Annotated in this window: 18 protein-coding genes; 3 read left to right on the top strand and 15 right to left on the bottom strand. The window is 44.0% G+C overall.

Going from position 1 to position 19,094, the window contains the following annotated elements; all coding sequences use genetic code 11:
• Window positions 1-4 precede the first annotated feature (4 nt).
• Entirely contained in the window at window positions 5-1,075 is a 1,071-nt protein-coding gene (locus OCV56_RS06910) for a sensor domain-containing diguanylate cyclase (protein WP_086713245.1), read from the bottom strand.
• A gap of 204 nt (window positions 1,076-1,279) precedes the next feature.
• Here OCV56_RS06910 and OCV56_RS06905 point away from each other — a divergent pair, with 204 nt between their 5' ends.
• Complete coding sequence (locus OCV56_RS06905; RefSeq protein ID WP_017059167.1) at window positions 1,280-1,855, top strand: nucleoside triphosphate pyrophosphohydrolase family protein; 576 nt, start codon at window positions 1,280-1,282, stop codon at window positions 1,853-1,855.
• A 136-nt stretch (window positions 1,856-1,991) separates the two neighbouring features.
• Here the strand turns inward: OCV56_RS06905 and OCV56_RS06900 are convergent, their stop codons facing one another.
• The 14 genes from OCV56_RS06900 to OCV56_RS06835 form a co-directional block, all read right to left on the bottom strand.
• Window positions 1,992-2,480, bottom strand: coding sequence for a GNAT family N-acetyltransferase (locus tag OCV56_RS06900; protein WP_086713244.1), 489 nt, complete (start codon window positions 2,478-2,480; stop codon window positions 1,992-1,994).
• A 288-nt stretch (window positions 2,481-2,768) separates the two neighbouring features.
• Window positions 2,769-2,948: a hypothetical protein gene (locus OCV56_RS06895; RefSeq protein ID WP_086713243.1), complete on the bottom strand. Its 180-nt coding sequence runs from the start codon at window positions 2,946-2,948 to the stop codon at window positions 2,769-2,771.
• 240 nt (window positions 2,949-3,188) lie between these two features.
• Window positions 3,189-4,643, bottom strand: a complete 1,455-nt coding sequence (locus OCV56_RS06890; RefSeq protein ID WP_086713242.1) for a lytic polysaccharide monooxygenase — start codon at window positions 4,641-4,643, stop codon at window positions 3,189-3,191.
• A 387-nt stretch (window positions 4,644-5,030) separates the two neighbouring features.
• The gene (gene gbpA / locus OCV56_RS06885) at window positions 5,031-6,476 is read right to left on the bottom strand and encodes an N-acetylglucosamine-binding protein GbpA (RefSeq protein ID WP_086713241.1); all 1,446 of its coding nucleotides are present in this window, start codon (window positions 6,474-6,476) and stop codon (window positions 5,031-5,033) included.
• Window positions 6,477-6,894: 418 nt separating this feature from the next.
• On the bottom strand, window positions 6,895-7,254 hold the full coding sequence (locus tag OCV56_RS06880; RefSeq protein ID WP_086713240.1) for a DUF6559 family protein: 360 nt from the start codon (window positions 7,252-7,254) through the stop codon (window positions 6,895-6,897).
• Between the two features lie 60 nt (window positions 7,255-7,314).
• Window positions 7,315-8,073, bottom strand: a complete 759-nt coding sequence (btuD, locus tag OCV56_RS06875) for a vitamin B12 ABC transporter ATP-binding protein BtuD (RefSeq protein WP_086713239.1) — start codon at window positions 8,071-8,073, stop codon at window positions 7,315-7,317.
• Window positions 8,060-9,055, bottom strand: a complete 996-nt coding sequence (btuC, locus tag OCV56_RS06870; RefSeq protein WP_086713238.1) for a vitamin B12 ABC transporter permease BtuC — start codon at window positions 9,053-9,055, stop codon at window positions 8,060-8,062. The genes btuD and btuC overlap by 14 nt, the downstream gene beginning before the upstream one ends.
• Before the next feature lie 133 nt (window positions 9,056-9,188).
• Window positions 9,189-10,217, bottom strand: a complete 1,029-nt coding sequence (locus OCV56_RS06865; protein ID WP_086713237.1) for a succinylglutamate desuccinylase — start codon at window positions 10,215-10,217, stop codon at window positions 9,189-9,191.
• 268 nt (window positions 10,218-10,485) lie between these two features.
• The gene (locus tag OCV56_RS06860; RefSeq protein WP_086713236.1) at window positions 10,486-12,282 is read right to left on the bottom strand and encodes a M3 family oligoendopeptidase; all 1,797 of its coding nucleotides are present in this window, start codon (window positions 12,280-12,282) and stop codon (window positions 10,486-10,488) included.
• A gap of 137 nt (window positions 12,283-12,419) precedes the next feature.
• The gene (locus tag OCV56_RS06855; RefSeq protein ID WP_086713235.1) at window positions 12,420-13,037 is read right to left on the bottom strand and encodes a histidine phosphatase family protein; all 618 of its coding nucleotides are present in this window, start codon (window positions 13,035-13,037) and stop codon (window positions 12,420-12,422) included.
• Between the two features lie 9 nt (window positions 13,038-13,046).
• Window positions 13,047-13,640 carry a bifunctional adenosylcobinamide kinase/adenosylcobinamide-phosphate guanylyltransferase gene (gene cobU, locus OCV56_RS06850; protein WP_086713234.1) on the bottom strand — a complete coding sequence of 198 codons (594 nt, stop codon included), beginning with the start codon at window positions 13,638-13,640 and terminating at the stop codon, window positions 13,047-13,049.
• Between the two features lie 9 nt (window positions 13,641-13,649).
• On the bottom strand, window positions 13,650-14,456 hold the full coding sequence (locus tag OCV56_RS06845; RefSeq protein ID WP_086713233.1) for an adenosylcobinamide-GDP ribazoletransferase: 807 nt from the start codon (window positions 14,454-14,456) through the stop codon (window positions 13,650-13,652).
• Complete coding sequence (gene cobT / locus OCV56_RS06840; protein WP_086713232.1) at window positions 14,456-15,484, bottom strand: nicotinate-nucleotide--dimethylbenzimidazole phosphoribosyltransferase; 1,029 nt, start codon at window positions 15,482-15,484, stop codon at window positions 14,456-14,458. Before cobT ends, OCV56_RS06845 begins: the two co-directional genes overlap by 1 nt.
• 43 nt (window positions 15,485-15,527) lie before the next feature.
• Complete coding sequence (locus OCV56_RS06835; protein ID WP_086713231.1) at window positions 15,528-16,139, bottom strand: flavin reductase family protein; 612 nt, start codon at window positions 16,137-16,139, stop codon at window positions 15,528-15,530.
• Between the two features lie 677 nt (window positions 16,140-16,816).
• Between OCV56_RS06835 and OCV56_RS06830 the strand changes: the two genes are divergently transcribed.
• Window positions 16,817-17,512, top strand: coding sequence for an NAD-dependent epimerase/dehydratase family protein (locus OCV56_RS06830; protein WP_086713229.1), 696 nt, complete (start codon window positions 16,817-16,819; stop codon window positions 17,510-17,512).
• Window positions 17,513-17,697: 185 nt separating this feature from the next.
• Complete coding sequence (locus tag OCV56_RS06825; RefSeq protein WP_086713228.1) at window positions 17,698-19,071, top strand: L-cystine transporter; 1,374 nt, start codon at window positions 17,698-17,700, stop codon at window positions 19,069-19,071.
• Window positions 19,072-19,094 lie beyond the last annotated feature (23 nt).

The following is a 19,094-nucleotide window of genomic DNA, read 5'->3' as shown; positions in this document are numbered from 1 at the left end:
TGGCTCATATTCCCGAGCGCTCTTGATGATATGGACGAGAAATGAACTGATCTCGTCCATTTTGTTTCGCAATATACATACATTCATCAGCAACTTTGATTAGCTTATCTAACGCTGACATCCTTTCCCCTTTACTATCCCCTGTGCTCAACTCAAAATGACACGCACCGATTGATATGGTAACTGGCTTTCTATCAAGCGTGATTTTCTTCGTCTCTTGCAGAAGAGTTATGAACTTATCTTCAACACAACTTGGCGTTTTATTTGGATACCAAAGAATGAACTCTTCACCACCAAAACGCGCCACAAATTCCCCCTCTTGAATATTATTGCTCAGCACGCTCGCCACTTTCTTTAATACAACATCACCCATTTGATGCCCATAAATGTCGTTGACCTGTTTAAAAAAGTCGATATCGACAACTGCCAAGGTTCCCTTTCCTAAAGACCCTTTTAACTGCTCCACTTCTGCATTCAACGTTTTAAACAAACAACGTCTATTCGGTAAGTGTGTTAAAGGGTCGTACAGAGCTTGGTATTCCAACTTCTCATTCAATTCTTTGAGTTTTCGTTCTTGTTGTCTTCTAACCAGTTCCACTTCGATCCATGAAGCCATTAATCTCATCACATCGATATCAAACTCTTTGAACTCACGATGATAAGGAGCTGGACTTGAAAAGTTTAAGGTGCCATAAAGCTCATCATTAACGAAGATAGGAATACCAATGTACGACTCTAAACCAAAAGACTGATAGGCAGGATGAGTCGCATACTTATCGTGTTTACCACAATGTTCAATGCATATAGGGCCAATAGAATTACAAGTAATTTCGCAATAAGTCGACCGATAATCGAAGGTATCGCCACTGTTGAGTTCAACCCCTTCAGGCGTAACGCAGTGTTCGACGACATAAGTGTTGCCATCGACTTTAGATAAGATACCAATATCTAGGTTGAAGCGTTCAAGCCCCATGATAAGCAGCTGAACAATCTGAATATCGAAACCCTTTCGATAATCATTGGTGATTTGATACAAGCGGCGTATAACAATTTCACTTTCACTTGCTTGGTTCATAAATAGGGTCCCACTGCTGCCGAAGTTAATGACAACATTAACATTTGCTATATTAAGAAGAGTAAAGTGTAAATAAACATAATAATCAATTGGTTTGTATGCAAAATACCTCATTGATCCAATGAATAAAAGTCGACTTTGCGTTAGCACCCTATTCCTAGCTTTGGTAAAATGATCCATTAACGAAACAGAATGGATAGGAAAATGAACCTTTCTCAACTAAGCCAAGAAATCTACGATCACCTTTACCGCGATATTGAAGAGTTCCGCAGTACTTTTGATCTGCCTGTTGCTGCTCCTGAAACAATGGACGAAAAAGGCGATACGCTACACACCTCTCTAGCGATCGAAGAACTGACAGAACTTGCAGAAGCTGACTCTAAAATCGAACAAGCGGACGCTATTGTAGACAGCGTTTATGTTTTGATGGGACGTTTGGTTCACCTTGGTCAGGCTAAGGTAGAAGACAACCTAGCAATCAGTTACCTGATCGACCTACTATTGAATGTTTCTAAAAACCGCTCAATCGATTTCCTACCTTGCTGGGATGAAGTGCACTCAAGCAACATGAGCAAAGTATGTCGTAACGAAACAGAATACGCAGAAACTGAAGCTTTCTATGCTGAGCAGAACATCAAACTGATGGCCGTTCAAAAAGGCGAATACATCATCGCTAAGTGTGCGGAAGATTTCGTATCTGAAGGTAAAACAGTTCGCCAAGGTAAAGTATTAAAATCTGTACATTACCGCCCAGCAAACCTTGAGCCTCTAACAGCTTAAGCAAGATTATAACTGAAGCGCTTTAAAGCATCAGTTGACTGAAATAGAAAACGCCACGTTCTTGTAACGTGGCGTTTTATTATCTATTAGAGAACTCTGGCTGTGTTAATTGTAGCCGTGTGTTAGAAGCCGAGCGCTATACCAGTCGAGCCATGTGATAAGCCGCCACGTATTCGCCATTTCTAAAGGCAAACCCAGCAGACTCCCCTTCAATGACAAAACCAAACTTCTTATATAGGCTGATCGCTCTTTCGTTATCGGTATATACCGTAAGCTCCAGTCGTTTGATGTTAATCCAGTTATCACACAAGTCGATCGCGGTCGCGAGTAGCTGACTACCGACACCTTTGCCTAATACATCGTCTTTAACACCCATACCAAATGAAGCAACATGACGCCTTCTTGGGTTTACACACACTTCCATTCCTAAATTGCCGACAATCTCCCCATCAATTAACGCAACATAGGAGTATACGTTATCAGGTATATTGGAGATTCGTTTCTGCCAGCTTTCAAGAGACGGATTTGGGAGTTGCAGCGTACCGGTATAAGCATTAGTGCATTCGTAAACTTCTTTGATTCCCTTTGCATCTGACGGTTCAGACCGTCTTACTATAATACTCATCGCAACTCCTACTATTATTCTTCACTAATTGTGATGCACATCCTCAATGTGCACCTAGACACACTAACAAATAGTAAATATTTAACAATAGGTTAGATAAAATTGTTTCAATTTAACAATTTAGTAAATATGAGCATCAACAAGGCGAGCCAATGACTTTGAATCAAGCATTAATGGTTGATGCTAAGAGATTAAATTCAGGAAGGCTAAAGTGCGCTAATGATATATTCATAGATGATGTAACGTGGGCACAAATTTTTGTGCCCAGTTCTTGATTATGTCTTGGGGTTAATCACGCTCACATTGAACTTGCATGACTTTTAAATCGGTAGTGTTTAACTTCTTAGCCAGAGCTGCACCTTCTTGGTTACATTCTTCAAGGCTCGTGAATTGCGTGTTCACTTCCATTTCAGCCGTACTTGGTGCGCCGCCCACCATTAAACTAAGAATCAGTGTTAGTTCGTACATTATTAGTCCTCTTTCGAGTTAAATAAGCATCCATTCAAATAAGATAAAGTGACTCGTGTTTTTCCTATGCACTTGTCGCGTTTGAAATAATTCTAATCAATCGTTCCAACTGAGTTTTACCATTTCGTGCCACGAGAGAATAAACACATCCATAAAAAACGACGCTACATTACTGTAGCGCCATTTACACAATCATCAATTCAACCTAGATGAAACCATCAAGGTCGCTATTAGTAGAGGTTAGTTAGCTGGACGCCAAACGCCCCACTTGTCGTTTTCGTAAGTCGCTTTCGGGTTTTCACCACCCTGAATCCACCACTGCGCTTTCCAGGACTGGTTAGAGTAAGTCACAACTTCACCACCAAGGTAAACCTTAGATGAATCCCATGTGCCAGTGTCTGGGTCCGGAGTCGGATCTGGATCCGGCGTTGGATCTGGGTCAGGTGTTACACCACCGTCTTCAGCAATCACTTCGAATGTGAAGGTTTCAACACTCTCACTTTCAATAGAGCTAGCAATGAAAGACAATGTTTCGTTCACTGTGATCGCTGTAGTATCAACCACAATTGAAGCCGTACCATTGTTTTGGATGCTTACTGCAGAACCTTGTGTTTGCGTAAGGTTAGCGGCTTCACTTGTTGCAATCACAACTTTGTCGCCAGCATTAACGACGTTGTCACTCTTCACTAATTCGTAGATCTCGCCTTTTAGCGGCTCAACACCGCCATCACCACCGTCAATCAACGTTAACTGACCAGAAGCACGGCCATCTTTTGAGTTAAAGAAGTTACGTGAAGGGTCGTTTTGGAAGTACATGTAGTGCTGCATTTCAGCATGCCAGTCGCCGATAAAGACCGCGCCATCTTTAAATTCTTCATGCCAACCGTTGATTTCAGAAGCTAGCAGACGAGCCCAATCGTTCACGTTGCTCGCATCAATCACGATGTCGAAGCTACGTGCGATTTCACCATACTTGTTGATGATGTCGTACTTAACTGTGTCACCAATTTCCGGCGTACCAAACTGATCAGACACAAACAAGTCGCCACGTACTAGATCAGGTTGTGGTGTAGGGTCTGGCGGAGGAGTTGTACCACCAGTAATGGTGATGTCTGAACAGTTGTAGAAGCCTTCGCCAGCTGCATCGTTACGTTGCCAACGTACATATAGGATCGCGTCGCCAGAACGGTCAGATGGAATCGTCACGTTGATACGATATTTGCCACCGCTTACAGGAACATTGCCCACTTTTTGGATAAGATCTAAGTCACCCCACGCTAGGCCTTTGCTCAAGTCTGCATTTGGTTTCGTTAGGTAGAACTCCCAAAATGAAGGGTTGTGTGGTGCAGTCGCGTTGAATACATATTCAAACGTGCCTGTACTTAGCTCGGTACGCGTCCAGCCAGTATGAGGCGCACCCATACCGCGCTTTTGCGAATCGTTGGCGTAACATAGCGTGCCATCAGGAATCGCTGCTTTCACTGCGTTGATGTTGTTGAAATCCTGAATGTTTTTTGCGTATTCGTTACGTTGAACAAACGGGTACGAGCCAGAAATATCTTTCGCTTGAGCACATGCTGCGTTCGGTGGTGTGCCCGACCAAATCCCACCTTGCTCGTAACACGTGTTCTGACGTGCACTTGGAAATTCAGACCAACCATGAGCATTTGCCACTGACGGCACACTCGATAGCATAGCCATACCTACTGCTATTTTTAGAATGTTGTTATTTATTGTTGTCACTTTCCCACTCTCTTTTATTTTGCCCTACACACCACACCAACAGGTTATTTATCAACCAAAGTTGCAGTTCATGGGTTTATCGTTTTTGTTTAAAGAACAACGAAAATATATACGCCAATTTTATCAATGGTAGCGAGTTTTATATTGATAGGAATCAGAGTCACACAACTCAAAGAAATGCGTTGTCGATAGATGATGTTGCTTCGAATTATTGGATTTCAGTATTCTGTCTTGATTGGAGACATAACATTCAAAGTGAATAAAAAAGCGGCTTAACAAGTAAGCCGCTTTGTGTTTCCCTATTCAAAAGGGAATCAAATCAGATGAGTAAGTGGAATGCTAGTCCAGCTTTTTCCATTGCTGTTCAACCCAATTTGGATCGGCAGCGACACCCGGCAAGTAAGCTTCGTTGTTACATTCTGCCGCCCAAGGGCCGTAACATTGATAGACACCCTCTCCTTCGAATAGGACGATATCTCCATCCACGTAACTTCCAAAACCTTCTGGGTAAACATAATCATGTTCTGGTGGCGGAGTGCCAGCTTCAACCAAGTGGAAATTGAGGGTTTGCTGACCGACCAACTTACCTTCGCTGTTTTTAACACTCACCACTAACATATGGTGACCAGTTTCAGATTTAGACAACGGTAGCGTGACCGATTCAGAGGTTTCATCTTCAACTTGGCCACTCCAATGCGCTAGAGACTCACGTCCATGGTTATAGACCGTAAGTTCAGCTTGAGCGTCACCTTCTGCAATCAATGTAAGATCGAGAACCGTCGCTTCATCTCCAATGATGTATTCAGGCTCTAACCCTTCAACAGTCAGTGATGTATCTGGTTCAGGCACCTCAACATCGTAGCCTATCTCGACTCGTTGGATACCACTGTCTTTATTGACGTATATAGGGTTAACGCCATAAATAGGATCGAACCCGTTTTCGCTCCATACGCCAGACTTAATATCGTCATGCTCTTGGTTAACTTTGGTCGCTAATGCCTTTGACCAGTTCTTTGGTTGTCCGGACTCACTGCTCGCAATCTCGACTCGAGTACTCAATGATGGGTTTTCACCAGATCCATCAAACACACGTGTGTATACCGCATCACCCTCTTTCAAATTCATGGTCGGAGTTATCTGGCCTGCTTTTTCCCAACCCGGTAATTGAGAGTCATCGCCATCAAACACAACATCAATTGCGTTATAGAAAGCTTTGTCTGTATCGCCAACATCCCAAACCGCCAAAATCACGTGATAGCCTTCTCGCTCCGGCACGTTACAAGTGTGAGTAGCCGTGTCTTGTGTTGTCTCTCCATTACCATCAACTTCACAGAAAGGTGTAAGGTCAAACGAAGCACGCTCCAATGGTGAGTTTTGGTCCCAACCTTCTTTCGTAATGTAATATTTAAAACCAGCGGCTACGTGGTTAGCCTTAAATGTCCACTCAAACTCTTGAGTGCCCGCTTCGATTGAGCGTTTCTGCCAGCGCTCGGAAGTTTGCTCATCTAGGTTTCTCGCCATTGCTATTTCAGCACTGGCGATGTAACCATCAGGTGGTCCATTGTCAGGGAAGCCATCAAAGCCTTCCACACTTTGAGGCTCATACTGTATGTTGCCACAATCCATGTTCTTCGCCTGCCCCTCTGAGTCTTCTAAGTGACACAAAGCAACTCGGCTTATAATGTTGCCATCATCATTTAGTGACACAAAACCGTGTGCCATCGCACCACCACAGACTGTAGACAAAGCGATTGCTAGAGCCGTTTTCTCGATTTTTATTCTCATAACCATTCCAAATTAAAGACTTTATTTGCCAAGCCGCAGGCTACTTGTCTTGTCCTGCTGGCTGATTTGACTTTGTTGCATGAACCGACAACCACACTTCAATAATTGTTACTTGGCTCGAACATTAATAAAGTGAGTGCATATTGTTCAACTTGAGAATGGTTGATGAAGTTTAGATTATTTAGTCAATAAACCTAATTGATACTCAACAAAGGTGACACAAGGCTGAGGGCGGCTTATATATCTGAAAAACATGAGGTTTACCCAGAAAAGAAATGAATCAGCTACTGGTTGTTAATTGGATTTTAGGCTTATTTAATCGGTGAGGTTTAAAGAGTGGAGAATTTTTGACAAGGAGTTTCTAGTCAAAATAACGATTTTAACGAGAACAGTAAGAGAAAAAATAAGTAATATGGTTTTAGTAACGGCTATTCATGCCCATACGATGCGACATATCATCGTCCATGCGGCCGCCCTTCCAACCACTACCTCCTAGAAGATTCAGAATATCGCGTGCGTTATAGTCCTCGCCAGCGAAGAAGTCATTAGACACATCTTTTCGTAGCAATTGAATATCGGTCGCCAGTTCAGCGTTGAGAGCTTGTGGATCAGCAAACAGAGCCAAAGCGATGTGTTGTTGGCGCTTACTCAGGTCTTTAGAGCTGGTTTCTACTTGTCCGATAGAGAAAAAATCACGGCTTCCATAGCTCTTTACCATCTTGGCTGAAAGAAGCTTAATCACCTTTTTAATTCTGCGTCGTTGAATGTATCGAAACACACAAACTCCTTATGTTAGAACACCTAATAACTCTTAACGATTTGTTGACCCACGATCCACTTACTCAAATATAAGGTAAGTTTGATCATCCACTGAGACACTTTTCACTTGCGTGTTAAACACAGACTCAAGTTGCTCTGGAGTCAGTACTTGTGCTGCAGCACCAGAAGCTTGTAAAACGCCCTTATCAAGCAGCAACACTTGGTCGGCGTGTCTTAGAGTACGATTCAAATCGTGGTTTGCCATGATCACCGCAATGCCCTTCTCTGCCACTCGTTCAATGAGCTTGTAGAGTAAGGCTTCTTGAGCAATATCCAATGGCGCTGCTGGTTCATCGAGAATCAACAACTTCGCATATGGATTAAGCGTTGGCCAAACTTGCAGGCACATGCCCGCCAAACGCACGCGTTGCCATTCTCCACCAGACAAAGTTTGAATGGAACGATGAAGCTTGTCTGTAATGTCTAACATCAGGCTTATTTCGTCCAAAGCCGAGTTAATTTCAGCATCAAGACCATGTGAGGAGCTTGGTAGTGACAACGCCAAGTATTGGAACACTTCCAAGTTGAAAGCAGGTCTTGAGCTTTGACACAAGTAAGCGCGATGCAGTGATAAATCTTGTAGGGACAGTTCCGACAAGTCCTGCCCATCAATCTTTATATCACCGTTGTAGCCATCACCAATACCAGATATCGCTTCGAGTAAGGTACTTTTACCGCTGCCATTTGGCCCAATAACATGAGTCACTTGCCCCTGCTCGAGTTCAAATGATAACGGTAATAAACGAGCGCCAACGCTCAGGCTCTTAATTTGAATCATGATTTTTAATTAACATCCAAATGAAGATAGGCGCACCGATACTTGTGGTCATCACACCCAATGGTAATTCTGCTGAATCTAACAAGGTTCTTGCACAAATATCTGCAAACACGAGCAGCGCGGCACCTGCAACCGCAGACAAAGGAAGAAGGTATCGGTTGTCGGTGCCAATCGCTAAACGCAACAAGTGTGGCACAACCAAGCCAACAAAGCTGATTACGCCGCCTAATGCTACGGCACAGCCTACCAAAATGGATACTGCGAAGATTAAGCGCCAACGTAACTTAGGAACGTTCACACCCAGTTGTGCGGCATGCGTTTCGCCTATCATCAGTTTGTCTAGTTTGCTGCCTTGCAAACACAACCAGATAATAACGGGGATCATTACTAACGTGAGCGAGTGCTGATACCAAGTCACGCCACCTAAACTGCCCATCAACCAGTACATCAATAAGCGAAGGCTGAGGTCATCACTGAAGTAGAAAGCCCAAGTCACCATCGCACCAGAAAGAATACCTAACGCGACCCCCACCAGTAGTAATTTAGCCGTTGTGAGTCGCATCGTTTTTACCATACTCACCAGAATCACAGTGAAACAGAGTGACCCTAGAACGGCAGCGACCATGAAGAGTTCAGGTGTGGGAGCAAACGGTAAGAAGAACAGCACGATCACCATCGCCAAGCTCGCGCCACCGGAAATACCGAGCACACCCGGCTCTGCTAATACGTTGCCTAATAAGACTTGTAAGCTTGCGCCAGATACAGCCAAACCTGCCCCGATAGCAATAGCAGCTAAGAGTCGAGGTAAGCGTAAATCAATCAGTAGTTTTTGTTCTAACGTGGACAAGGTGCCCAGAGGGGAAATGAAGAGATCGCCAACCATTAGGTAAATTGCACTCAGCGCGACAAGCAGTGCCGCCATCAGATAAATGGATCGCGTCCATTTACGCTGTTTTTGGTGAAGAAGTTGTTGGAAATCCATATCAAGCTACTTTGAAATTGTTCGCGTAACCTTACCTGTATCCCTAAATAAACTCAAGGCTCACACCGTAATGTGAACCTTGATATTTCAACCAGTTGAGCGGTTGTTTTAGTCGCTTAAACTCGACTCAGTATTAATCGTACACAAGCTGACCGTGGTCGAATCGTGTTTCAACTTCGCACACCATCAAGGCAGCTCGTTGGCCAATCGCAACATTGCGATTTGGGAATACCACCGCTTCGTTTTCATTCTTTGCCATCAGGGGTTTGTCACCATCATGACCGAATACTTCACCGTGCTTGAACGCGGTAAAGTTCTCTACAGAATCTGAGAACATGAAATCGAAATCATCATGTAAACGAACAATGGTTCGGCTTACGCGATAAGTGATGGTTTTCTTTGGTAAATGCTCTGGTTCTATTTCAGCAATCAGATTTCGCATCGCCAAATCGAAAGCAGTAAGCTTATCAAGCTGGTTCTCACCAATTCTTGCTACCTGCCCTAACTCCATTGTCAGTGCTTGCGCTTCAAAGTTTTCAGCGCTGTACCAGCTGAAGGTGCTCGTTGGCGCATTCGATAACAACACAGCTTCAACGTGAGCACTGTTAATGAAATCGAACAAAGCTTTACTGCGAACTTCGTGGCGAACCTTAGGGCTTACGGCGAAAGAGTAGTGCTTAGACAAACGAATCGCGCAGTGCAGATCTAAGTGCCAACGAGTGGCAGGTACCGTTTCCTTGTAAAACTCAGTAACCAAGTACTTAAGGTTCTTCGCGATATCCACTTCTCGATTGCTCTCGTACTGTTTATCATCAAACAGACGGTTCATATTCACATCAAGAAAACGAGTATGTGCGTTGGTTGCTTCTGGGTGAGCAATGATGAATAAACATCTTGCTGTCACAACTTGGAAGCCTGTTTCAATATCCTCAATGAGCTTATCAATCAGCTCCATTGGTGAGGTTTCGTCGCCATGAACACCTGTTGAAAAGATGATGTTCTTGGTTTCAGAATTATACTCCGCGGGAATCACTTCCAATACACCGCGTTGATGAAGCTTAATTTGAACACCGTTACTCAGTACGGTCTGTCCTGCAACCACTTCTTGCTCAAGATCTAGGCTGTCAAAAAGAAATGATTGGCGAAAGAGGGTCTTCGTCATGCGCTACTCCTTAATTGCACGGCCGTATGTTAATAAATTGTACATAGAAATTGTGTTGCTAGGATCGCACTTATCAATAGAAACTCCGTTATCACTCACAAATACTACCCATATATTTTTATATTACCTACTGACTTTGCTAACCGACATCTGTTCCAAATAACTTTCTCTATTTAAAGCAACTTTTGGTTACTTCAGGTTATTTCAGCAAGATAAGAGCCACGTAAGCTAACACAGCTCTTACCTGCCATGAACAGATTGAGATCAATTAATCTTCCTGATCGAGCAATCTTTCAAATTCATCGATTTGAACTTTGACCATGTCGATGCTTTGTTGCCAAAAATCTGCTTGAGTTAGGTCCATTCCTAAGTGCTTTTGAACGACTTCTTCTGCCATCATACTGCCAGTATCACGAAGCAACGAAACGTAATCGCCGTAGAATTGCTCGCCTTTTGCGTCACGTTGAGCGTAAACACCTTTACTGAATAGGTAACCAAACAGGTATGGGTAGTTATAGAAGCTCACTTGAGAGATGCTGAAGTGCAGCTTACTCGCCCAGAAATACGGGTCGGCTTCTGTCATTGCATCGCCGTACCACTCTTTCCAAGTGGTTTCCATTAAACCACACAGCTGCTGAGCCGTTAGCTCGCCTTTTTCACGCTGCTCGTAGAATGCTTTCTCAAACTCAAAGCGCACCGGAATGTTCACCATTAATGCCAAAGAAGAAGAAAGCTCTTCCCAAAGCATTTCAAGCTTTTCATTACGTGTTTGTGCTTGTTTTAATAAGTGGTCACGAACGATGTTTTCAGCAAAGATTGAAGCGGTTTCTGCGAGCGTCATTGGGTAGCGAGTTTGACACAACGGCATGTCTTTCATTACCCAATTGTGGAACGCGTGACCCAGCTCGTGCGCCAAGGTCATTAAGTCTGAGCGGCTACCACTCCAAGTCATAAACACAAGCGGTGTACGTGTCGCGGCAAACTTAGTGCAGTACGCACCTAAGCGTTTGTTGGCTGCTGGTGCGGCATCAATCCAGCCATTCTCAACCATCAAAGCGACAAAATCAGCCATCTCTGGATTCACTTCAGCAAAAGCGGTTTTGATCACTTCGATCGCTTCATCAAATGGGTAAACCTTAGATTCGCTATCACCGAGTGGTGGCATCGCTGCTAAATGGTTCCAAGGCTTCATTTCATCTAAGCCGTGAACTCTGGCCATCAATAAACCGGCTTTCTGGCCGACTTCACGATTCGCTTTCGCAACAGACATCATGGTGTCTAGCGTTTCAGGTAGGATGCGACTGCCATGTAAACTTGGATCAAGGAAATGCACGTCGCTAATTTTCGAGCGCTTTTTGTTTTCTGTCAGTCGCCAACCCGCCAGTGCATTTAGAATCGAAGCAAATGACTCTTGATGCGTTTTCATAGCACCTTGAACCGCGCGCCATGCAGGCTCTTGTTTATCGAATTCACTGCCGTACAACAGACTCGCCGCTTGTGAAAAACCTAAAACTTCGTCTTCACCTTCCAGCTTTAGTGATAGTTTCAAAGAACCGGTTAAGTTGTCGTACAAACGTCCCCACCCGTCACGGCCATCAACTTTCATCGCAGCTAACAACTGCTCTTCTGCCACACTGAGTCGGCTGCTGGCTAATTTACGTGAGCTCTCAATCGCAAAGCGTTGACCTGCTACATCTGCGCTCTCATGTTCTAAAACTGCATCAATAAACTCTGATTCAGCGTGAATCAAAGTGTCTTCGTATGGACTAAAGGCTTGAGACATTTCAGAGTTCAGCTTAGCTACACGTCCAAGCAGTGCCTTTGCTTCTGTGTGGGTCGCGTCGACCGATGCGTGACAGTTAGCAAAAGTATTAATTGTGCTCAGTAACGTACCAGCCGCTTCTGAAGTTTGAATCGCGTTTTGCATCGCTAGAATGATGTGGCGCTTTTCAACGTGTTGGTTCAACAGCCCAATACACTGTTGAATGAGTTCAATGTCCTGTTCGATTTTTGCATCATTAAGATCGCGATAAGCAATGCTTAGATCCCAACTCGGTGTTGTCATGACTAAATTCCTTTCACGTAGGTAGTAATACCAATCAGGTATAACGGCTGTAAACGCCGCTTTATGCTTTTTATATATTAAGTAGATTTAATACTTTTAATAGATTGTTAATTCTTAAGACTGTGTGTCTCTTTCACTCAGAGAACGGGGAGCCCTATCGCTTTCACGCTGATAAAGCTCTGTGCAAAATGAGTGATTTGAATATGAGTTATCGACGCGTTTTCTATCGATAACTTCGAGTACAAACTTGGATTTTTCCATTCAATATCAAGGCAGTGCGCTAACAATATACGAATCACACCACCATGGGTAACCAGTAATAGATTGTCACTTGGTTCATTCAAAAGTTGCGACCAAGCTTGAGTTACTCTGTCGTGGAAGCCCTGTAAACTTTCTGCACCAGTTAGCTGATGGCTTGCAGGATCTTGCCAGAAAGTTTCTAGCATCGCCCACTTATCTTTGAGCTCATCAAATACAACTCCATCTACTTCACCAAAGTTCATTTCTTGAAACTCGGAAGTAACAGATAAAGGCACAGACATGCGTTGTGAATACAGACTCGCTAGGTCGCTGCATCGTCTTAATGGCGAAGTAACAACGCGATCAAAAGAGAACTCACTTTGAACCAATGCTTCACAAATCTGCTGCTGATCGTTTGGTTTGACCAACACATCGGATACACCGTTCAGCGCTGCTTTTCCTTCGACTTTGCCATGTCGCAACAAATAGATGTTTTTGGTTGTTCCGTTTATCATTTACGTACCCTAGCCTTGAATATCAATTGGGTGATTCGTCGGTTTTAAGCATAATGGCAATCCCGCAGCAACCAGCGTGACTCGTTCGACAACACGAGCTAACGCTTGATTCATGCGACCCGCATTGTCCACAAATAAGCGCGACACTTTACCCAGTGGCACTACGCCTAAACCGACTTCGTTAGACACCATGATAATTTGCGCCGGGCTTTGCTCTACGCTTTTAACGAATGCTTTAACCACGGCTTCAACCTGTTCATTGGTTGCGTCATCGCCCAGTTCAAAGATGATGTTGTTCAGCCAGAGTGTCAGGCAGTCAATCAGTACTACATCATCTTGATTAAACGACTGCAGTTTCGTAGCTAATTCGACAGGCACTTCATGCTCAATCCACTGTTTACCGCGACGATCTTTATGATGGGCGATGCGTTCTCGCATTTCGTCGTCCAAATAAGTGGCCGTCGCAATATAGTTGAGGCGTCCATTTGAACATCCTTCAAGCGCACATAATGCTTGTTGCTCTGCAAAACTCGACTTTCCAGAACGAGCCCCGCCTAACACCAGATGGCTTTTTCGTTGACTTGTTTGATTCGTGTTTAACATAGAAAGCCGTCATAGAAAGTGATTGTAAAAGGAAGTAATGAGTACAAGGTAAGTCAGCAACTCCATCAACTGTTGAGCTGCCCCCAAACAGTCACCAGTAAAGCCACCAATGCGTGCGATTAGCCACTTTTTGAAGCTCACTCTAAACAGGTAAGCAATCACAGCTAATACACACGTAAACGCCAACCCAAACCACAAACTTGGTAATAGGCCAACCAACATAAGGAAGACAAGTTCACCCTTGGTTTGTTTACTGGCTAGAGGCTTACTCTTACTTGTGTCCAAGTCGCTGACATAAGGCATGTCGTAAATAAGGGATGCCGCAATCGCTCGGCTAAAGGTGTAACTCGTCACGATGACCATAAATAATCCAGTCATATTCACCAGTTCATTCAATAGCACCCACTTGCCTAGCAAAGCCATAACCAGTGCAGACGCGCCATAAGTACCGATACGACTGTCTTTCATGATGGTCAAGCGACGTTCGAGCGTCATGCCACCACCAATGCCATCCGCCATATCGGTCAGCCCATCTTCATGGAAAGCACCGGTGAGCATTAAGCTGAAACTCATCATTAAAAAGATAGCAACTGCACTCGGCAGTATGGCATCGAGCAACAAGAATACGCCGCCACAAAGAACACCAAGTAACAAACCAACAGCTGAAAAATAACGACCCGAACGGTTCATTCTCTCTGATGAATAAGGCGTGTTCTTTGGCATTGGCAACCGAGAAAAGAATCCCATCGCCAACGCAAACAACTCCCATTGATAAGTGACTCGATCTTTCAATGATCGTTCTGGTGCATCATTCATTAAACAGTGACTCCAGCGCTCTCGAAGCTCGCCATGTTATTGTAAAACTCTGCAGCCGCTCGAATGATGGGCATGGCTAGCGCAGCCCCCGTGCCCTCGCCCAATCTCAAGCCAAGATCGAGCAGTGGCTCTGCGTCCAGTAGCTCTAACAAGATTCTGTGTCCCGACTCTTCAGAGCGATGTGCAAAGATCATATAATCACGACAGTTCGGCTCGATTAAAGTCGCGGCATACGCAGCAACCGACACAATAAAGCCATCGACCAATACCGGCGTTCTATTCTGGTAAGCTCCAAGGAAACCACCAACCATTTGAACAATTTCAAAGCCACCGACTTGTGCTAGTACCTCTTTCGCATCTAAGCCTTTACAACGCGAAACACCTTGCTCAACTACAGCCACTTTTCGCGTAAGTTGATCATTGTTGATGCCTGTTCCTAGGCCAACACACTCCACAGCAGCACGATTCCCTAATGCACTTAAGATCGCTGACGCACTGCTGGTATTGCCAATACCCATTTCACCAAACATGACGATATTGGTGCCATTCGAAATGGTTCTGGATACCAGCTCTTTGCCCAATCCGATCCCACGTTCGACGGTTTCCAAACTCATTGCGGCTTCGTTGGCAAAGTTATTGGTTCGTGTTCCTAAACGCTGACAAATCAACATGTCACTGTCTGACTCCACAGGCAATAATATCCCCGTGTCGACTACCGTAATATCAATATCATTCACTGCGCAAAAACAGTTAATCGCCGCGCCACCGCTTAAGAAGTTCCACACCATTTGTTGTGTAACAGCACTTGGAGCAATACTCACGCCCTCATCTGCTATGCCATGGTCACCCGCAAATATGATAATACGTGGCTTATTCAGTTCGATGTGCGCTACCGCAGCTTCTTTACCTTGGCTCTGAATCAATGCCAGTTGATGAGCGACTTTTTCTAATAAGCCAAGCGCACCGAGTGGCTTGGTTTTTTGGTCAATGCGGTGTTGGATGTACTGCGAGTATTGGGTATCTAACATAGTTTAAAAAACGCTTATTCTGGGGACATTAATTTAGGAATGGTTATTTAGGGCGAGCGACAGAAAACACATTGGAAAGCGTCGCGTATTCCCCCCCACCAAGTCGAGATAAAGGATCCAGTGCTAGTGCATCAATCTTCAAGCGCTCACTCTCTTTATCGATCACATCTTCGGAAATGTACACGGTTTCAACTTGAGCAAAGATGAGACTTTGTGGCACCTCTCCGACTTCTTTTACTTCGTACAATGAACAGCCAAAAGCGACCGTGCACTCTTTCACTCTCGGTAAAGAAAAGCCTTCAAATTCAACCAGCTCAATATTATTCGCGGTTACTTCAGAATCACCATGATCGAGAGTCGCTGCTGTTGCTGTCATTGTTTCTGCAGAATTTGAAGAAGCAATGTGAATCACCAGCTTACCCGTTTCAATGGCGTTACGAGTAGTATCTTTGATTTCGCCAGACGGCTTCTTCCCGACCGATAACATCAATAGTGGCGGATTACTGGAAACCGGCGTGAAATAAGAGAAAGGTGCTAGGTTGTATTCTTGATCAGCGGATTCCGTTAATGCCCACGCGATAGGACGAGGGACAACGGTTTGCGTCATTAGGTGATAAATCTGAGTGGGAGCAAGAGTATCAAGCTTGAGGTTCATAGCACGTCCTTGGTCTATGTGAATTACGACTCAGTTTACGTGTTAAGCAATGCTGTATCTATGCCTAATCAACCGAAATCGCAGAGAGTGTTCTTAATTTAATCAGTTCAAGAGCTCTTTTTCTCAAATTGAGAATCAAAAAAAGACAACAGGGTTTCGTATCGAACACCACCAAAGTTAAAAATCAATAACTTATGTTTTGGCACCGTTTATGCTTTATTTAAAGTACTTGTTGATCTCTCCATTGATAAGTATCCATACAGTGAACACCCACACTGTTAGCTACAAAATGCAACACCAAGCAACACAACCGGTTGAAAGCAACAAAGCTCAGAAAAGTGATTTAGGAGGTGTAATGATTCCGAATTCAAGCAAAAGAAAACCAAATAAATCAGGTAAGAAAACCAGCAAGAAGGTAAGGAAAATCCCACTCTCCTTTACCTAGTAAGCAACAAAGTAAATAACAAGCCCGTCGCCCAGCGGGCTTTGTTATGTTTAATACCTTACTTATGTATCACACCGCATTTATATTGCAGGCCAAGTTAAATCATCTCTTTTTCCATAAATCGCTGACTCCCCGCACACTACCGACCACTCGTTTAACAAACTTTCATTCGCTTAAAATTCAAACACTGTTTATATTAAACAAGCACTTGTGGAATGAATAAGGGATTCGAATGAGCATTTCTGGAGACAAAACATCGGTTGTGGTGGCTGGTGCAACAGGGCTAATTGGTCATCATGTGATGAAGCTACTCATCGATGAGCCAGCCGTCGACCATATCTATGCTTTATCCCGAAGAGCGCTAGATTCACAGTTTAACTGCAATAAACTCCACACGCTCATTCACAGTGACCTGCAAGTAACAAGCTGGGATGACACCAAAGCAACACCCAACCTCGGGGTCATCTGTCTAGGTACGACCAAGAAAAAAGCCGGTTCTAAAGAAGCATTGCGTAAAATCGATGTTGAATTAGTCAGCCAAGTGGCACAGTCGATGAAGTTTATTGGAGTAGAAAGACTTGCTGTGGTTTCAAGCTATGGAGCATCACCCAGATCTTATTCTCATTACCTAAAATGCAAAGGACAAATGGAACAAAACTTAAAACGTATCGGTTTTAAGCAACTGTTCATTGCACGTCCTGGGCCATTGGTTGGTGAGCGAGAAGAACCAAGAGCCGACGAAAAACTGCTACAAAGCCTGTTTCCTCTGCTATCGCCTTTTATGTTTGGGAAATTCAAAAACCTACGCCCTATTCAATCGAAAGACGTAGCCAAGGCAATGTTGTTCCGATTATTTGAAAATAATTTCCAAAATATTGAAATTTACTCGTCAAGTGACATGCTCAATTTATTGGCAAAATATCGCTAAAAAGCTCACCTATTCATCACAATGTTGAATATCCACCCATCCTATTGAGGGGATATTACCTATTGTTCTATTTAATTACTTTTCCTTATTTTACGTTTTGTTACAGGTCGCTACTGTAGCTAACAGTATTTGCGCCCATATATCTAAGCGCCCTATCGATTTAAAGAAATTCATAAGGAAAACAAATGTCATTTTCAGCTATCGCTGCCTTAGCGGTATTCACTGGTATCCTCTTCTTTCTCTACGGACAGCAGAAAAAAGAAAACACGTTGTCGCGCTTAGTTCTATTGGGTTTAGTTTTCGGTAGTGCTTTTGGTCTTGGTCTTCAGCTGCTATTTGGCGAAGGTAATCCTGTTATCAAAGAGACACTAGACTGGGTAAATATTGTCGGTCGTGGTTACGTTGGTCTACTGAAAATGGTGATCATGCCATTGGTATTGGTTTCAATGATTGCAGCCGTTGTGAAGCTTGAAAAAGGCGGTTCACTAGGCAAAATCTCTGGTATCACAATCTCTGTATTGCTAGCAACCACAGCGATTTCTGCAATTGTTGGTATTGTAGTGACTCAGGCATTCGGTCTATCTGCTGAAGGCTTAACAGAAGGTGCTCGCGAAACAGCGCGTATCGCAACACTTGAAAGCCGCATCGGCAGCGTTTCAGACTTAACGATTCCACAAATGCTGGTTAGCTTCATTCCGACTAACCCATTTGCAGACCTAACAGGCGCTCGCTCTACGTCTATCATCGCTGTGGTTATCTTTGGTGTACTAACGGGTATTGCTGCTCGTAAAGTGATGGCTGAGAAAGAGGAACTAGAATCACCAATTCGCACCTTCGTTGAAGCGGCTCAATCTATCGTAATGCGCTTAGTGAAGATGATCATGGCACTAACGCCATACGGCATCGCAGCGTTAATGGCGAAAGTAGTCGCAACATCAAGTGCTTCTGACATTCTAAGCCTACTGGGGTTCATCGTTGCATCTTACGTTGCGATTCTACTGATGTTCGTGGTTCACGGTGTGTTGGTTTCTTTTGTTGGCGTAAACCCTAAAGAATACTTCCAAAAGATCTGGCCAGTTCTAACGTTCGCTTTCACTTCACGTAGTTCTGCAGCGACAATTCCATTGAACGTTGAAGCGCAAATTACCAAACTAAACGTGCCACCAGCAATCGCTAACCTATCTGCATCTTTCGGTGCAACAATTGGCCAAAATGGTTGTGCGGGTATCTACCCTGCAATGCTAGCAGTAATGGTTGCACCTACGGTTGGAATCAACCCAATGGACATCAACTTCATTCTGTCTCTAATTGCAATTATCACGGTGAGCTCATTCGGTATCGCGGGTGTGGGTGGCGGTGCAACATTCGCAGCACTTATCGTACTGCCAGCGATGGGCCTTCCAGTAACGATTGCAGCACTGCTTATCTCTATCGAGCCTCTCATCGATATGGCTCGTACCGCGCTTAACGTATCAGGTGCAATGACCGCCGGTACAATCACAAGCCGCCTATTAGGTAAGAAAGACAAGCAACAAGACCTGGAACAAGCGAACGCTTAGTGGATTCGATTGATTCAATAACT

Origin of the sequence: Vibrio gigantis (assembly GCF_024347515.1) — a bacterium.
Taxonomy (GTDB): domain Bacteria; phylum Pseudomonadota; class Gammaproteobacteria; order Enterobacterales; family Vibrionaceae; genus Vibrio; species Vibrio gigantis.
Note: the sequence above shows the minus strand (reverse complement) of the source record. Positions and strands in the feature narration are given on the sequence as shown.

Coding starts and splice junctions, on each gene's coding strand:
- OCV56_RS06905 (WP_017059167.1), top strand. CDS start 1,280: ATGAACCTTTCTCAACTAAGCCAAGAAATCTACGATCACCTTTACCGC.
- cobT (WP_086713232.1), bottom strand. CDS start 15,484: ATGTTAGATACCCAATACTCGCAGTACATCCAACACCGCATTGACCAA.
- OCV56_RS06895 (WP_086713243.1), bottom strand. CDS start 2,948: ATGTACGAACTAACACTGATTCTTAGTTTAATGGTGGGCGGCGCACCA.
- OCV56_RS06830 (WP_086713229.1), top strand. CDS start 16,817: ATGAGCATTTCTGGAGACAAAACATCGGTTGTGGTGGCTGGTGCAACA.
- OCV56_RS06835 (WP_086713231.1), bottom strand. CDS start 16,139: ATGAACCTCAAGCTTGATACTCTTGCTCCCACTCAGATTTATCACCTA.
- btuC (WP_086713238.1), bottom strand. CDS start 9,055: ATGGATTTCCAACAACTTCTTCACCAAAAACAGCGTAAATGGACGCGA.
- OCV56_RS06890 (WP_086713242.1), bottom strand. CDS start 4,643: ATGCTATCGAGTGTGCCGTCAGTGGCAAATGCTCATGGTTGGTCTGAA.
- OCV56_RS06825 (WP_086713228.1), top strand. CDS start 17,698: ATGTCATTTTCAGCTATCGCTGCCTTAGCGGTATTCACTGGTATCCTC.
- OCV56_RS06900 (WP_086713244.1), bottom strand. CDS start 2,480: ATGAGTATTATAGTAAGACGGTCTGAACCGTCAGATGCAAAGGGAATC.
- OCV56_RS06855 (WP_086713235.1), bottom strand. CDS start 13,037: ATGATAAACGGAACAACCAAAAACATCTATTTGTTGCGACATGGCAAA.
- btuD (WP_086713239.1), bottom strand. CDS start 8,073: ATGATTCAAATTAAGAGCCTGAGCGTTGGCGCTCGTTTATTACCGTTA.
- OCV56_RS06845 (WP_086713233.1), bottom strand. CDS start 14,456: ATGAATGATGCACCAGAACGATCATTGAAAGATCGAGTCACTTATCAA.
- cobU (WP_086713234.1), bottom strand. CDS start 13,640: ATGTTAAACACGAATCAAACAAGTCAACGAAAAAGCCATCTGGTGTTA.
- OCV56_RS06860 (WP_086713236.1), bottom strand. CDS start 12,282: ATGACAACACCGAGTTGGGATCTAAGCATTGCTTATCGCGATCTTAAT.
- gbpA (WP_086713241.1), bottom strand. CDS start 6,476: ATGAGAATAAAAATCGAGAAAACGGCTCTAGCAATCGCTTTGTCTACA.
- OCV56_RS06910 (WP_086713245.1), bottom strand. CDS start 1,075: ATGAACCAAGCAAGTGAAAGTGAAATTGTTATACGCCGCTTGTATCAA.
- OCV56_RS06865 (WP_086713237.1), bottom strand. CDS start 10,217: ATGACGAAGACCCTCTTTCGCCAATCATTTCTTTTTGACAGCCTAGAT.